Annotated in this window: 15 protein-coding genes and 1 riboswitch; of the genes, 10 read left to right on the top strand and 5 right to left on the bottom strand. The window is 72.9% G+C overall.

From position 1 onward, the window contains the following. Positions 1-185: 185 nt before the first annotated feature. A riboswitch (cobalamin riboswitch) is annotated at positions 186-307 on the bottom strand. A 150-nt stretch (positions 308-457) separates the two neighbouring features. Then, positions 458-670 carry a hypothetical protein gene (locus tag JW613_RS07855; RefSeq protein ID WP_099879373.1) on the bottom strand — a complete coding sequence of 71 codons (213 nt, stop codon included), beginning with the start codon at positions 668-670 and terminating at the stop codon, positions 458-460. Between the two features lie 17 nt (positions 671-687). Continuing rightward, the gene (locus JW613_RS07860; protein WP_209209950.1) at positions 688-2,031 is read right to left on the bottom strand and encodes an inorganic phosphate transporter; all 1,344 of its coding nucleotides are present in this window, start codon (positions 2,029-2,031) and stop codon (positions 688-690) included. 310 nt (positions 2,032-2,341) lie between these two features. Here JW613_RS07860 and JW613_RS07865 point away from each other — a divergent pair, with 310 nt between their 5' ends. The 5 genes from JW613_RS07865 to JW613_RS07885 all read left to right on the top strand — a co-directional run bounded on the left by JW613_RS07865 (position 2,342) and on the right by JW613_RS07885 (position 8,296). Beyond that, a complete protein-coding gene (locus JW613_RS07865; protein WP_209209951.1) occupies positions 2,342-3,499 on the top strand; it encodes an alpha/beta hydrolase in 1,158 nt (385 codons plus the stop codon). Positions 3,500-3,776: 277 nt separating this feature from the next. Then, positions 3,777-5,051: a hypothetical protein gene (locus JW613_RS07870; protein ID WP_209210018.1), complete on the top strand. Its 1,275-nt coding sequence runs from the start codon at positions 3,777-3,779 to the stop codon at positions 5,049-5,051. 221 nt (positions 5,052-5,272) lie between these two features. Continuing rightward, complete coding sequence (locus JW613_RS07875) at positions 5,273-6,871, top strand: ABC-F family ATP-binding cassette domain-containing protein (RefSeq protein WP_209210019.1); 1,599 nt, start codon at positions 5,273-5,275, stop codon at positions 6,869-6,871. 347 nt (positions 6,872-7,218) lie between these two features. Next, positions 7,219-7,440, top strand: coding sequence for a helix-turn-helix domain-containing protein (locus JW613_RS07880; protein ID WP_019358282.1), 222 nt, complete (start codon positions 7,219-7,221; stop codon positions 7,438-7,440). 76 nt (positions 7,441-7,516) lie between these two features. Continuing rightward, on the top strand, positions 7,517-8,296 hold the full coding sequence (locus tag JW613_RS07885) for an enoyl-CoA hydratase/isomerase family protein (RefSeq protein ID WP_209209952.1): 780 nt from the start codon (positions 7,517-7,519) through the stop codon (positions 8,294-8,296). 78 nt (positions 8,297-8,374) lie between these two features. On the opposite strand, the gene JW613_RS07890 is transcribed toward JW613_RS07885, so the two are convergent. Further along, positions 8,375-9,184 carry a hypothetical protein gene (locus tag JW613_RS07890; RefSeq protein WP_209209953.1) on the bottom strand — a complete coding sequence of 270 codons (810 nt, stop codon included), beginning with the start codon at positions 9,182-9,184 and terminating at the stop codon, positions 8,375-8,377. Between the two features lie 210 nt (positions 9,185-9,394). On the opposite strand from JW613_RS07890, the gene JW613_RS07895 reads away from it, so the two are divergent. The 5 genes from JW613_RS07895 (at position 9,395) to amaP (ending at position 11,931) form a co-directional block, all read left to right on the top strand. After that, on the top strand, positions 9,395-9,910 hold the full coding sequence (locus JW613_RS07895) for an Asp23/Gls24 family envelope stress response protein (protein WP_209209954.1): 516 nt from the start codon (positions 9,395-9,397) through the stop codon (positions 9,908-9,910). Positions 9,911-10,001: 91 nt separating this feature from the next. Next, positions 10,002-10,190, top strand: a complete 189-nt coding sequence (locus JW613_RS07900; RefSeq protein ID WP_209209955.1) for a hypothetical protein — start codon at positions 10,002-10,004, stop codon at positions 10,188-10,190. 4 nt (positions 10,191-10,194) lie between these two features. Continuing rightward, positions 10,195-10,575 carry an Asp23/Gls24 family envelope stress response protein gene (locus JW613_RS07905; RefSeq protein ID WP_209209956.1) on the top strand — a complete coding sequence of 127 codons (381 nt, stop codon included), beginning with the start codon at positions 10,195-10,197 and terminating at the stop codon, positions 10,573-10,575. A gap of 104 nt (positions 10,576-10,679) precedes the next feature. Next, on the top strand, positions 10,680-11,324 hold the full coding sequence (locus JW613_RS07910; protein WP_245225224.1) for a DUF6286 domain-containing protein: 645 nt from the start codon (positions 10,680-10,682) through the stop codon (positions 11,322-11,324). A 10-nt stretch (positions 11,325-11,334) separates the two neighbouring features. Further along, positions 11,335-11,931: an alkaline shock response membrane anchor protein AmaP gene (gene amaP, locus JW613_RS07915; protein WP_209209957.1), complete on the top strand. Its 597-nt coding sequence runs from the start codon at positions 11,335-11,337 to the stop codon at positions 11,929-11,931. A gap of 64 nt (positions 11,932-11,995) precedes the next feature. Here amaP and JW613_RS07920 read toward each other — a convergent pair whose 3' ends face one another. Both JW613_RS07920 and JW613_RS07925 read right to left on the bottom strand, forming a co-directional pair. Then, positions 11,996-12,775 (bottom strand): SDR family oxidoreductase, encoded by a 780-nt coding sequence (locus JW613_RS07920; RefSeq protein ID WP_209209958.1) that lies wholly within the window; start codon positions 12,773-12,775, stop codon positions 11,996-11,998. A 99-nt stretch (positions 12,776-12,874) separates the two neighbouring features. Beyond that, entirely contained in the window at positions 12,875-13,678 is an 804-nt protein-coding gene (locus JW613_RS07925) for an SURF1 family cytochrome oxidase biogenesis protein (protein ID WP_209209959.1), read from the bottom strand. Between the last annotated feature and the right edge of the window lie 16 nt (positions 13,679-13,694).

The raw sequence follows: 13,694 nt of genomic DNA on the forward strand, positions 1-13,694 counted from the left end.
GGGTCCGGCGCACACATCCACGGTGGTGACGGGCGCGACGTCGGCGAACGCGGCGACAGGCGCGTCGGCGGTGAGGCCTGCGGGCAGGTCCGCAGGCACGTCGGCGAAAGGTATGGCGGCAGGGCCACGCATCACGGTGTCCTCACTCAGGGTCCTCGCCCTGGCTCGAATCGACCGGCGGCGAGAGTCTCCTGGCTCCCGGATCCACACCGTCCCCCGCCTTCCAGCCCGGTGGGCCGTGGCTTCGCTGGGGGAGGCGCTCCCCGGTGACAGTGGCGGGACCGCGCCGGATTCGCACCGGCTTCCTCTCCATGCCGCCGTTTGGCAGGGGAAGTCCACCACGCCGGTGTGGCCCCGTCAACTCGCCCCTGACCTGCGACGGGGGAGTGCGGGCCGACGCACCGCGAGGGGGTACGGGATGATCCCGTACCCCCTCGCGGAAGCCTGCCCCGGGCGGCTATGCCGCGATCAGGTAGATCCCGTACGCCACCGCCGCCAGGCAGAGCGCGTAGCAGAGGTAGGCGCCGGTGCGCGCCAGCGGCGAGGGCGTCGTGCCCGCGGTGCGGGGCGAGCCCGCGACGATGCCGAGGGTGAAGACGCCGACGAGTCCCACCGTCGCCACCAGGCTGACGCCGAAGACCTGGCCGAGTGCGGCCCAGTCGATGTTCATGCGGTCGTCCCTTCTGCCTAGCTGAGGCTGCTCGCCGACGCGGGGCGGCCGGCCGTGTTGTCCGCCGTCGGCGTCTCCTCGGTGGAGGCGAGGCCCACTCCCGCCGGCGGCGGGGGCGGGGAGACGGCCTGGATGGCGGTGGTGACCACCCCGGCGGGCTCGGGCTCGCGACCGGGCTCGGGGGCCGGTTCGAGTCCGGGCTCCGGGGTGGGCTCCGCGGCCGGACCGGGGATCCCGGCGGCCTCGGGCGTGGCGGGCTCCACCTCGTTGACGTTGGTGTGGTCCACCGGAGCGCGCCGGGAGCGCAGCCAGATGGCGCCGCAGAGCGCGACGGCCAGGACGGCGACCGTCGTGACGCCCCAGTCGCCCTGCTCGGCCAGCAGCGCGGAGGCTGCCGCGATCCCGCCGGCCGCCGGGAGGGTCAGACCCCAGCCGATGAACATGCGGCCCGCCGTCCCCCACCGCACGACCCCGCCCTTGCGGCCGAGGCCGGAGCCCATCACGGCGCCGGAGCACACGTGCGTGGTGGACAGGGAGAAGCCGATGTGCGAGGAGGCCAGGATGGTGGCCGCCGCGCTGGTCTGCGCGGCGAAGCCCTGCGGGGGCTGGATGTCGGTGATGCCCTTGCCCATGGTGCGGATGATGCGCCAGCCACCGAGGTAGGTGCCCAGCGCGATGGCGAGGCCGGCCGAGGCGATGACCCACACCGGCGGGTCGGAGTCGGGCGCCAGGGCGCCGCCGGTGACCAGCGCCAGCGTGATGACGCCCATGGTCTTCTGCGCGTCGTTGGTGCCGTGGGCCAGCGAGACCAGCGCGGCAGAGGTGATCTGGCCGGCGCGGTAGCCCTTGGCGGTCCGCTCCTGGTCGGCGTGCCGGCCCACCCGGTAGGTCAGCCGGGTGGCGCACACGGAGGCGATACCGGCGACCAGCGGCGCGGCGAGCGCGGGGATGAGGACCTTCATGACGACGACGTCACCGTTGACCGCGCCGGTGCCGACAGCGGCGACGGTGGCCCCCAGCAGTCCGCCCATCAGCGCGTGCGAGGAGCTGGAGGGCAGCCCGGCGAGCCAGGTCAGCAGGTTCCAGATGATCGCGCCGACCAGCCCGGCGAAGATCACTTCGGGCTGTATACCGGAACCTTCATCGATGATTCCTGAGGAAATGGTCTTGGCCACCTCGATGGACAGGAAGGCACCGAGGAGGTTGAGGACCGCTGACATGGCCACCGCCGCCCGAGGAGCCAGTGCCCCGGTGGAGATGGTCGTGGCCATGGCGTTGGCCGTGTCGTGGAAGCCGTTCGTGAAGTCGAACACCAAGGCCGTGACGATCACGATCCCGATGAGAAGCGTGATGTGTTCCATTCACCAGGCACAATCAGTTCGAAGGGCATTGACGTCGTGAACGTAAAGACGGCGAGTGAACGGAAGGTGAACTGGGGCGGGCATCGAAGTGTCGGCCCCTGACGCCTGTTGTGTGGGACAGGTCACACCGTAGAGGCGGTGGCCTCAGGAACCAACACGACGCGGCGTCGAGCCAGTTAACGCCATGGTGCCGAGCCGGTGAACACCGTGGTGGCGCGCCGCCGCCCCGTACCGGCTCCGCCGACCGGGCGTCACCCTCCCGGCCCGCCCCGCTGGTTTCGCCCGCCCGATCGCGTCAACACTGACAAAGATGCGTCTGCGAACCGCGGCACTGGCCGCCACCTCCGTGCTCGGTACCGGCGCGGCCACCCTCGCGGCCGGACGGTACGCCGCCGACGCCGCGCTGCGCCCGCCGCGCCCCAGGAGCGACGGCGGCGGCAGGCCCACCGCCGGATTCGAGGGCACCCGGCTGACCGTGCACTCCCACGAGGACGGCCGGATCGCCGTCACCCGCTCCCTCGCCGCCCGGCTGCCCGGTGTCTACGGCCTGACCGGACGCGGCGTCCACGCCGTCGTCGGGCCGGTGCTGGAGGAGGCCACGGCGGCGGAGCCCCGGCCGCACGCCGTCCTGCGGGAGCTGCGGCGCGTCGACCGCGGCCGGCTGAGCATCGGCGGCACCGTCCACCTCACCCCGCAGGTGTACATCGGCAACCCGGGCGAAGCCCTCGGTGTGGAGTACACCGACGTCGAGATCCCCGGGGAGCTCGGCCCGCTGCCCGCGTGGTTCGTACCCGGCGACCGCAGCGCCTGGGTGATCACCGTGCACGGCCTCGGCGCCACCCGCGAACACCCCCTCACGCTGCTCCCGTTCTACCGGAGCCACAGCCTGCCGGTGCTCGACATCGCCTACCGGGGCGACGCGGGAGCGCCCCCCTCGCTCGACGGCATCGGCCACCTGGGCAACTCCGAGTGGCGGGACCTGGACGCCGCCATCCGCTACGCCGTCCAGCACGGTGCCCGGCGGGTGATCCTGCACGGCTGGTCCAGCGGCGCCACCATGGCCCTGCACGCGGCCGCGAACTCGCCGCTGCGGGAGCGCGTGGCCGGTCTCGTGCTGGACTCTCCCGTACTGGAGTGGCGGCGTACCGTGCGCGCACTGGCGGCCTCCCGGGGCACGCCCAGGGCGCTGCTGCCGCTCGTCGTGCGCGCCGTGCAGGGGCGCGCTGGCCTGCCCGAGGGGCGCGACGCGGCACTGGTCGACCCGGCGAAGCTGGCCGTACCCACGCTCCTGCTGCACGGTCCCGCCGACACCATCGCCCCCTGGGAGGGCTCCCGAGCGCTGGCCGCACACCGCAGGCAACTCGTCTCCCTGCACAAGATCCCGCACGCCCCGCACGCCGCCATGTGGAACGCGGACCCGCACGGCTACGAGGAGAAGCTGCGCCGCTTCCTCACCCCTTTCATGTGAACGCGCCCTTCATGTGAAGCAGTGACACGTCATATGAAGCAGTGTCACGCTGAGCCCCTTTCAGCAGCCCGCGCACACCCGTCCGCACAGACCGAACGACCGGAATCGGCACCCCAGGTTTGGGTTTCAACGGCACAGCGTGAAGACTGCTCCTGTGACGACGTCCCGTACTCCGGGGGACAACCGGCTCCGCCTCGTTCCCCGACAGCCCGTCGCCGCCGCTCGGCGTACTGTGACGACCAGGCGCTCCGCCAGGACGCCACCGCCCCCGGACGGTGTGCTGCCCCGCGACCAGCTTGCCCGGTATGCGCGTGCCTGCCTCGCCGACGCCGTCCGCGTGGCCCGCTGGGCGGCCGAGACCGGCTGCTCCCCGCAGCCGGGCCCGGAGGCCGAACGAGCGGCCGAAGCGCTGCGGATGGCGGTCCCGCTGGTGCGTACGCACTGGGACCGGGCCAAGCTGGCCGGACTGATCGAACTCCATGGCGACACCGCCCGCGCGGGATGGCGGCTACGTGCCTGGGACCGCGACGACAGTGCCGTGCTGCGGGGCTGGGTCGCGCTGTTCGACGCCTGGTCGCTGGCCCACCCCGCGCCGCTGGCGCACGAGCAGAGCCTGGTCGCCGAGATCGTCGAGGCGGTGCCCCAGTTCCTGTCCGTGATGCACCTGTCCGGCGGCCCCGTCACCTTCTCCCTGCTGCACGACCTGCTCGCCCAGCGCATCGCCGAGCTTCGGGCCGAACGGGACACCAATCAGCACGGGGCCACTCGCGCGATGGTCGGCGTCGCCCTGCCAGGACTGCTCGACTGGGCGCTGGACGGGCTCAGCGCCGTGGGGGCGCTGACCCGCTGCCCCGACGAGGAACCCGCCGGGGAGCCCGGCGTACGGCAGGGCTCCGCCGTCCTCACACCGCTCGGCAACTGGGCGGTGTGGACCAAGCTGGAGCAGATCTGCGTCGCGGCGCAGAGCCCGGCCGGCAACATCGAGCAGTCGGCCGAGGAGATGCTGCGCGGCTGCGCCCGGATGACCCCGGGGCCCGCCCGTGACGAGTACCGCGCCTGGCTCGCCGCGCGCCCCACCGGACCGGCCGTCACCGAACTGCTGGAGGCCGCCCGGGGCGATGACGCGCTCATCAGGGGGCTGGCCTTCGAGGCCCTGCGGGTGGTGGGAGCACCGGCCGAGGAAGCCGTGCAGGAGGCCGCGAACGAGCCCACCCTGCGGCCCTACGCGCTGCTGTGGCTGGCCGAGCAGGCCGGTACGGACCCGGAGGACCTGGCCGGCGGTGCGCCCGGCGTGCTGACCCGGCAGGAGGCGACCTGGCTCTGGGTGGACACCGCGGCAGCCGTCACCGACCACGGCGAGGAGCGGCTCCTGGTCGACCACCTGGGCACCGCCGTGCAGGGTTCGGTGCCCAAGCTGCTGGAGGACGTACGCGCGACCGGTCATCCGCGCACCGTGCAGGTCCTCGTCGCGCTCGCCGCCGCACACCCGGACCCCGCGCTGGCCAAGGCCGTGCGACGGGCCGCCTTCCAGGTGCACACCGGAGGAGGGTGACCCCGAGGCGCGGCCGGGGCGACGCGGTGGCGTGCGGCGGCCCCCGGCGGCCCGGCATCCGCGGTTCTCGGCGGCCCGGCGGCGGCCGCATGCCGAAAAAGCGTTTGCGTCGCGCCGGTAGACTGGTTCTCATGCCTCATCTCCTCGTGCATTAGGCGTGCGTACGCCGCTTCCGCACTTCTTTCCGTACGCACGTCCACAGTCCTGCCTTGGAGTCCCCAGTGATCACCGCCACCGGTCTTGAGCTGCGCGTCGGAGCCCGCGTCCTCATCGAGTCGGCCACCTTCCGCGTCGCCAAGGGCGACCGCATCGGCCTGGTGGGCCGCAACGGCGCCGGGAAGACCACCCTCACCAAGTGCCTCGCGGGCGAGGGCACGCCCACCGCGGGCACCATCACCAGCAGCGGTGAGGTCGGCTATCTCCCGCAGGATCCGCGCACCGGCGACCTCGACGTGCTCGCCCGCGACCGCGTCCTCTCCGCGCGGGGCCTGGACGTGGTGCTGCGCAAGATGCAGGAGAACGAGGAGCGCATCGCGAACGGCAAGGGCGCCACTCGTGAGAAGGCGATGAAGAAGTACGAGCGCCTGGAGACGGAGTTCCTCACCAAGGGCGGCTACGCGGCCGAGGCGGAGGCCGCCACCATCGCCGCCAGCCTGGGCCTGCCCGACCGGGTGCTGGGCCAGCCGCTGCACACCCTCTCCGGCGGCCAGCGCCGCCGCGTCGAGCTGGCCCGCATCCTCTTCTCCGACGCCGACACCCTGCTGCTCGACGAGCCGACCAACCACCTGGACGCCGACTCCGTCGTCTGGCTGCGCGACTTCCTCAAGACCTACCGCGGCGGTCTGATCGTCATCTCCCACGACGTCGACCTGATGGAGACGGCGGTCAACAAGGTGTTCTACCTGGACGCCAACCGGTCGGCCATCGACATCTACAACATGGGCTGGAAGCAGTACCTCACCCAGCGTGAGGACGATGAGAAGCGGCGCCGCCGGGAGCGGGCCAACGCCGAGAAGAAGGCGGCCGCCCTCAACTCGCAGGCCGACAAGATGCGTGCCAAGGCCACCAAGGCCGTCGCCGCCAAGAACATGGCCCGCCGCGCCGAGAAGCTGCTGTCCGGGCTGGAGGGCGAGCGCCAGGACGACAAGGTCGCCAAGCTGCGCTTCCCCGACCCGGCGCCCTGCGGCAAGACTCCGCTGATGGCCGAGGACCTGTCCAAGTCCTACGGCTCGCTGGAGATCTTCACCGGCGTCGATCTGGCCATCGACCGGGGCTCCCGCGTCGTCATCCTGGGCCTCAACGGCGCGGGCAAGACGACGCTGCTGCGGCTGCTTGCCGGTGTCGAGGAGCCCGACACCGGCAAGGTCGTCCCCGGTCACGGCCTCAAGCTCGGCTACTACGCGCAGGAGCACGAGACGCTGGACCCGGACCGTACGGTGCTGGAGAACATGCGTTCGGCGGCGCCCGACATGGACCTGGTGGCCATCCGCAAGACGCTGGGCTCCTTCCTCTTCTCCGGGGACGACGTCGACAAGCCCGCCGGGGTGCTCTCCGGTGGTGAGAAGACCCGGTTGGCCCTGGCCACGCTGGTCGTCTCCTCGGCCAACGTGCTGCTGCTGGACGAGCCGACCAACAACCTGGACCCGGCCAGCCGCGAGGAGATCCTGGGCGCCCTGCACACCTTCACCGGCGCCGTCGTGCTGGTCACCCACGACGAGGGCGCCGTCGAGGCGCTCCAGCCGGAGCGCATCATCATGCTGCCGGACGGTGTCGAGGACCTGTGGGGCGAGGAGTACGCGGACCTCGTCGCCCTTGCTTGATCCATCCGGGATGGATCATTCGGCCGACGGTTGATCCTTCATCTGAGTGAGAGCGGCTCGTACCTCGGCGCGGCCTCCCGGCCGCGCCGAGTCTGCGTGGCAGCAGCCGCCCATGTGCTGTCCCCCTTCCCCGTAGGCGGCGCTGACCTGCCGGTTTGCCCGTCGATTCGGTCCGCATCCCGGCGTGCACGTGCATCTGCATGGGGCCGGAATCTGTTGTCCTCCGGCATCCATGGCGTGCACAAGTTCCCGAGCCGCTCGTGAAGACCTTGCCGAATGGGTGGCCAGAAGTGAGGGGAGGGGTGATCATGAGAGTCACAGAGCGCACTTCCCACGAGGAGGCACGGGTGGCCGAGACTCTGAAGAAGGGCAGCCGGGTGACCGGCGCCGCGCGCGAGAAGCTCGCGGCAGACCTCAAGAAAAAGTACGACTCCGGAGCGAGCATCAGGGCGCTGGCCGAAGAGACGGGCCGTTCCTACGGGTTTGTGCACCGGATGCTCAGCGAGTCGGGTGTAACCCTGCGCGGACGCGGTGGAGCGACACGAGGCAAGAAGTCCAGCTCCTCCTGAGGAGGCTTTCGGGCGTTCCCTCCGGTGGTTACTCTTCGGTTGAACATACTGCTGGGTAACCACCGGAGGAACCTCGATGACCCTGCTCAACCAGGACGGCGTACATGTCGCCGCCGACGGTGAGGTGGCCACGGTCACCCTCGCCAATCCGGCCAAGCGCAACGCGCAGACGCCTGCCATGTGGCGGGCGCTGGCCGAGGCGGGACGCGTACTGCCGGGAACGGTCCGGGTCGTCGTCCTGCGCGGCGAGGGCAAGTCCTTCTCCGCCGGGCTCGACCGCCAGGCGTTCGAACCCGAGGGCTTCGAAGGTGAGCGGTCCTTCCTGGAACTGGCGCGCGACACCGACGAGGAACTGGACGCCGCCATCGCGGAGTACCAGCAGGCGTTCACCTGGTGGCGCCGCACCGACCTCATCAGCATCGCGGCCGTCCAGGGCCACGCCATCGGCGCCGGTTTCCAGCTCGCGCTCGCCTGCGATCTGCGGGTGTGCGCGCAGGACGTGCAGTTCGCCATGCGCGAGACCAGCCTCGGGCTGGTCCCCGATCTGACCGGTACCCACCCACTGGTGGGCCTGGTCGGCTATGCGCGCGCCCTGGAGATATGCGCCACCGGCCGGTTCGTCCACGCCGAGGAGGCCGAGCGCGTCGGGCTCGCCAACCTGGTCGTCGCCGCCGACGAACTGGACGGCGCGGTCACCGATCTGACCGCGGCCCTCCTCGCCGCGCCCCGCAACGCCGTGGTCGAGACCAAGGCACTGCTCGCCGGAGCGGGGTCGCGTACCTACGACGAACAGCGTGCCGCCGAACGGGCCGCCCAGGCGCGCCGCCTCCGCGACCTCGCGGGGCTCGGCGAATAGGCCGTCCGGCCCCCTCCCGCGGCGGCGAACGGGGCGCCCGCCGCCACGCTCGGCGATCCTGGCGGCCCGCGGGCGCCCTCACACCCGGTCGACGGCGGTCACCAGCACGGCGACGGTCACCTGGTCGGCGGCACCCAGCACACCGCGGGCGGCAGCGCCGGCGGCGCGGGCGGTGGCGAGCACCCGGCGGGTGGGGGAGACCCCCAGTTGGAGCAGGACATGGCAGCGGCCCGCCTCCGGGTCGCCCTCGATCCGGACAGGGCTGATCGCCGGCCCGGCCGCGACGCGGGAGAGGGCCGGGCCCACCACGGGGGCGAGCCGGGCCACACCGTCCACGGCGAGCACGGCGCGCCTGACACGGTCGGCCGCCTCCTGATGAGCGGCCCCCGCCGTCCCGGCTGCCTCCGCTGTCCCGGCTGCCCCGGTCGCCTCCGATTCGGGGCCCTGCCCGGCTACCGGAGGGTGGCCCGGGCCCGGGGCGGGGGCAGCCATGTCACCGGGCGCGTCCACGAGTTCCGTCACCCGCAGGTCGACGCTCTCCAGCGCCAGCCCCAGCTCCCGCTCGGCGGTGGCCAGCAGCGCGCGCCGCACCTCGTCCGCCGCGGCGGGCACCGGCCGGTCGGCGGGGACCGCCAGCTCGGCGGTCAGCGTCAGCGGGCCGGGCGGCAGGGCGCTCGGCGGCGGGGGTACGGCGGGCTCGGTCCCCGTCCCCGGGCCGGAGAGCTCCACCCGCATCGCGCTCAGCCGGGTGTCAGGTACCGCCCGACGGAGGACGTCGAGGGCTGCCTCCTCCGTCACCCACGCCCCGTCCGCCGCCTCGCCCAGCGGCAGGAGTCGCCCCATCCCGAGCTGTTGGCGTACCACCTGGGTCAGCCGTTCCGCCGTCATGGCGCACTCCCTTTCCACCTTCGCTGCTGCCGTACCGAAGGAGAACCTTCCGCGCCGACCGCGCCCGCTCGCGCAGCGCACGGCGTACGGGCGCCGCAGTCACCCGGTCGGCGGCGCCCGGCGCAGCTGAGCGAGCGGTGCCCGGCGGACCGTGCTTACGGTGAGCAGCGGAGCGGCAGGCCGCTTCGAACCTCCGAGAGGGGCGCAGAGATGTCCGAGACCAGTACGTCCAACCGCTCCGAGAACCGCAGCGCGAGCACCACGGGCCAGCAGGCGGGCGGTACGAGTGAGCAGCAGCAGCGACGAGGCGGGCTGGGGCCGGCAGGCTCCCGGGGCCGCACCACGATCGCCGACGGAGTGGTCGAGAAGATCGCGGGGATGGCGGCCCGCGATGTGATCGGCGTCCATGCGATGGGCGGCGGGATGGCCCGCACGTTCGGCGCCGTCCGGGACCGGGTGCCCGGTGGTGGCGGCGCCCGCTCCGTCAGCCGCGGCGTCAAGGCCGAGGTCGGCGAGGTGCAGACGGCGCTCGATCTGGAGATCGTCATCGACTACGGCGTGTCGATCTCGGACGTGGCGCGCTCCGTGCGGGAGAACGTCATCTCGGCCGTCGAGCGCATGACAGGTCTTGAGGTGGTCGAGGTCAATATCGCGGTGAGCGACGTCAAGCTGCCGGACGAGGAGGACGAGGAAGAAGAGGACCAGGATCGGCCCCGACTGCAGTGAATGACAGCGCCGCGGTGAGCAGAGCCGGCACGCCTGACGAAGTGATCGCGCGCCGCGCGCCCTGCTGCGGCGCCGAGTGAAGGAGCGCACGATGAGCATGGCCTTTGTCGGCTTGATCGCCGGCCTGGCGCTGGGCTTCGCCGGGTATTTCGGCGGTTTCGGAGCCTTCGTGCTGGTGGCGGCGCTGGGCGCCGTCGGCTTCCTGGTGGGCCGGTTCGTGGACGGCGATCTGGACGCGGGGGACTTCTTCCGCGGCCGGGACAGCGAGCGGCGCAGGTGACTCCGTGACACAGGCGCAGGTTCCCGCAGGTGAGCGCGGGGCGACCCGGATCGCCGATCGCGTGGTGGCCAAGGTCGCGGCCCAAGCGGCGCGGGAGGCGCTGCGGGGAGCCGGGGAAGGCGAGGCACAGCAGGCGGTCGGGCCGCCGGTGCGCCGCTCAGTGCCCCGGGCGGCGGTCACCGTGCGCGAGCGGACGGCGCGGGTGCGGCTCGGGCTGGAGCTGGGCTACCCCTCGGACATCGGCGCCCAGTGCGGCGCCGTACGCAGGCGCGTCATCGCGCGCGTGGGCGAACTGGTCGGCATGGACGTGCCGGACGTGGCCCTCGACATCGAACGGCTGCACTCGGCGCAGCTGAAGGGCGACAGTTCGGGGAGGGTGACGTGAGCCCGGAAGGCGACGCGAACGACCCGCGCACCGCCGCGCGGCAACAGGGGCAGGGGCACCAGGGGCCGGCGCGGAGCCCGGCACCCGGCGGCGGGGGCACCACGCTGGAGAAGCCTCCCGACAGCCCCGAGCCGCCCGCCCCCGAGCCCCCGGGTTCCGAGACCGCGCCCCCCGGCACGGACGGCGGGCCGCGCCCGGGCGAGGGGAAGGCGGGGCGGTTCTGGTCGGCACGCCGGACACCGGCGGGCATCGTCGCCCTGCTGCTGTTCGCCGGCACGGGGATCCTCCTGTACGACGTGGCCTCGGTACGGGCGGGCCGCACCGGTATGGCCTGGCGCCGCAGCCTCACCGATGAGCTGGCCGGCCGACGCCTCGACGACACCTTCATGCTGGCGGGAGCCGCGGTGCTGGCGGCGCTCGGGCTGTGGCTGCTGGTGCTGGCGCTCACCCCGGGGAAGCGGTCGCTGCTGACGATGCGGCCGGACGTCCCGCAGGTGCGCGCCGGACTGGAGCGTTCGGCCGCGGCGCTCGTACTGCGGGACCGTGCGATGCAGATCTCCGGTGTGCAGTCGGTCCGGGTCAGCGTCGCGCGCCGTAAGGTCCGCGCCCGGGCGACGGCGCACTTCCGCGACCTGGAGGAGGTGCGCGGCGAACTGGACGGCGCGCTCCGCGAGGGCATCGGACAGCTGGGCCTGGCCCGGCGGCCCGGCCTGTCCGTGCGCGTACGACGGCCGGCGAAACGACGGTGAGGCGAGGACGATGCTGCGGACCGTGAACCGGGTGCTGACCGCGTTGGTGGGGCTGGTGCTGCTGGCGCTCGGCCTGGCAGTGCTCTTCGCGGGCCTGGACCTGCCCCGGCGCTGGAATGTCGCCATGCCGTCCGGTTGGCCGTGGACCCGGCCCCGGGATGTGGTGCTCAGCGACGCCGAGCGCACCCGGTGGACCGATGAGGGCTGGTGGTGGCCGGTGGCCCTGGCCGTGCTGGCCGTGCTGTTCCTGCTGTGCGTGTGGTGGCTGTTGGCGCAGCTGCGGCGGCAGCGACTGGACGAGGTGCTGATCGACAGCCGGGACGGCGAGGGCGCGACGCTGCGAGCGCGCGCCATGGAGAACGTCATCGCCGCGGAGGCGGAGTCCCAGCCGGGCGTCGACCGGGCTCGGGTCGCCCTGACAGGGCGGCGCCGCCAGCCGCGGGCCCGCATCGGGCTGGTGCTGACCGCGCACGCCGAACCGGGGCCGGCCGTCCACCGGCTCCGCCGCGAGGCGATCGGCCACGCGGTGACCTCGGCCGGGCTGGAAAGCCTCCCGGCCGAGGTCCGCATGCGCGCTGCCCGCCACCGTGCGGAACGCGTGAGCTGACGAGCCGACGAACTGACGAGCCGACGTCCGAGGCGCACGGCGAAAGCGGGGTGCCGAGCGGAGCTCAGAGCCCGTGCAGCGCCCCACCGTCGACCGGGATCATCGACCCGGTCAGATACGAGGCGGCCGGGGAGAGGACGAAGGCGGCCGTGCGGCCGAACTCCTCCGGAGTGCCGTAGCGGCGCAGCGGAATGCCTGCCGCATTGCGTTCCCGGGCGGCGTCCCCGTCGCCGGTGAGGGAGTCGAGGTACTGCAACCGCTCGGTGCCGATCCGGCCGGGCATCAGCCCCAGCACCCGGATGCCGCGCGGGCCCAGCTCGTTCGCGAGGGTCTTGGCGAACCCCGCGAGGCCCGGGCGCAGCCCGTTGGACAGGGTCAGACCCGCGATCGGCTCGCGTACGGAGGCGGAGAGGACGAAGCCGATCACTCCGCCCTCGCCCAGCTCGCCCGCCGCCGTGCGGGCCAGCCGGACGGCACCGAGAAAGACGCTGTCGAAGGCGGTCTGCCACTGCTCGTCGGTGAGCTGGTCGGCCGGCACACCCGCCTGGGGGCCGCCGACGCTGATGAGCATGCCGTCGAACCGCCCGAACCGCTCCCGCGCCGCCGCGATCACCCGATCCGGGGTCTGCGGGTCGGCGTTGTCGGCGGCGACACCCAGCGCCCGGCCCTCGGCCCCCGACGCCTCGACCCCGAGCCGCGCCGCCGCCTCCTCGGCCGACTTCTCCGAGCGGCCGGTGACGACGACGCGCGCGCCCTCGGCGAGCAGTTGAGCGGCGGTGGCGAACCCGAGCCCCCGGGTGCCACCGGTGATGACGTAGACGCGCTCTGATAGTCCAAGGTCCATGCGAGCAGTCTGCCTGACGGCGGCGAACGCGGTGGCTGCGGGAGTCCGCACACCCTCGTCCCGCCCCGGCGGTGCGCGACGTGCAGGCTCCGGCGGATCTCAGACGGGCTCGGTCACCGCGTTCGGCTGCTCAGCGGCGGCGTCCACCGCGGCGCGCCGCTCCTTGACCTCGCGGCGGACGAGGACGACCCACCCGACCGGTACCGCTGCGGCGAACAGCCACCACTGCACTGCGTAGGCCATGTGCGGGCCGATGCCGCTGTGATCGGGCTCGGGCAGTACCTCGGGCTGTTTGCCGGCGGGCTTCGGCGAGGTCTTCGTCAGCTGGATGTAGCCGGACAGCAGAGGGTGGTCCACCTCGTCGGCCAGCTTGTGGCTGTTGATCAGCATGACCTGGCGGTCGGGCAGCCCCTTGGTGTCCTTGATACCGCTGGCCTCGGTCGTCTCGTCGGGCATGATCCGCCCGACGACACCGACCCGGCCCTTCGGCGGCGCGGGCACCTCGGGGTAGGCGGTCAGATCGCGGTCCGCGCGGATCCAGCCCCGGTTGACGAGGATCGCCGAGCCGTCCTCCAGGACGAGCGGTGTGACGACGAAGTAGCCGATGGTGTCGCGGTCCGGGCCGGTGCGGTGCCGGACGACGACCTCGTGCGCGGTGTCGTAGGTGCCGCGCGCGGTGACCGTGCGGAACTTGTCGTCGGAGGCGGGCTTCCGGCCCTTTCCGGTCAGCTCGGTGACCGGAACGGTCGGCGCCGCCAGGCTCGCGGCCACTTCCTCGTTGCGGGCCACCCGGCTCTCGTGCCGGTGCAGCTGCCAGAAACCCAGCTTGATCATCGTGGGGATCAGCACGACGGCGAGCAGGGTGAGGATCACCCACTGCCGGGACAACAGGAAGCGGTACACGTTTACTGACGGTACC

Origin of the sequence: Streptomyces smyrnaeus (assembly GCF_017676345.1) — a bacterium.
Lineage (GTDB): Bacteria > Actinomycetota > Actinomycetes > Streptomycetales > Streptomycetaceae > Streptomyces > Streptomyces smyrnaeus.

Bases quoted from the DNA above. Each gene is read 5' to 3' on its own strand.
- JW613_RS07900 (WP_209209955.1), top strand. From the start codon at position 10,002: ATGAGCATGGCCTTTGTCGGCTTGATCGCCGGCCTGGCGCTGGGCTTC.
- JW613_RS07890 (WP_209209953.1), bottom strand. From the start codon at position 9,184: ATGACGGCGGAACGGCTGACCCAGGTGGTACGCCAACAGCTCGGGATG.
- JW613_RS07885 (WP_209209952.1), top strand. From the start codon at position 7,517: ATGACCCTGCTCAACCAGGACGGCGTACATGTCGCCGCCGACGGTGAG.
- JW613_RS07895 (WP_209209954.1), top strand. From the start codon at position 9,395: ATGTCCGAGACCAGTACGTCCAACCGCTCCGAGAACCGCAGCGCGAGC.
- JW613_RS07920 (WP_209209958.1), bottom strand. From the start codon at position 12,775: ATGGACCTTGGACTATCAGAGCGCGTCTACGTCATCACCGGTGGCACC.
- JW613_RS07855 (WP_099879373.1), bottom strand. From the start codon at position 670: ATGAACATCGACTGGGCCGCACTCGGCCAGGTCTTCGGCGTCAGCCTG.
- amaP (WP_209209957.1), top strand. From the start codon at position 11,335: ATGCTGCGGACCGTGAACCGGGTGCTGACCGCGTTGGTGGGGCTGGTG.
- JW613_RS07865 (WP_209209951.1), top strand. From the start codon at position 2,342: ATGCGTCTGCGAACCGCGGCACTGGCCGCCACCTCCGTGCTCGGTACC.
- JW613_RS07860 (WP_209209950.1), bottom strand. From the start codon at position 2,031: ATGGAACACATCACGCTTCTCATCGGGATCGTGATCGTCACGGCCTTG.